General features: G+C 56.8%; 1 protein-coding gene. It reads left to right on the top strand.

Annotation, left to right across the window (positions count from 1 at the left end; all coding sequences use genetic code 11):
- Positions 1-44: 44 nt before the first annotated feature.
- The coding region (locus J0A65_RS27205; protein ID WP_206597267.1) for a helix-hairpin-helix domain-containing protein at positions 45-278 on the top strand (234 nt) is incomplete at its 3' end.

The following is a 278-nucleotide window of genomic DNA, read 5'->3' as shown; positions in this document are numbered from 1 at the left end:
AAGCCAAGAAGGCTTCGCTTTTTCATTTACAAGGAGTGTTTCCCATGTTGAAAGTCCGTCTTTCTTCACTGCTTTTGGCTGTCCTCGTTTCCCTTCCCCTGGCCGTGACTGCAGCAGAGTCCCCAAAGACCGAGCCTGCGAAAGCGGCTGCCACTCAGGTGGCGCAAACCGGTCTGGTCAATCTGAATACCGCTGATGTGGCAACGCTGCAGCGTGAGTTGGCTGGCATCGGTGCGACCAAGGCTCAGGCGATCGTCGCGTACCGTGAGGAGCACGGT

It is taken from the genome of Bowmanella yangjiangensis, assembly GCF_017255015.1.
Lineage (GTDB): Bacteria > Pseudomonadota > Gammaproteobacteria > Enterobacterales > Alteromonadaceae > Bowmanella > Bowmanella yangjiangensis.
The sequence above is the reverse complement of the archived record's forward strand: the minus strand, read 5'-3'. Positions and strand labels throughout refer to the sequence as shown.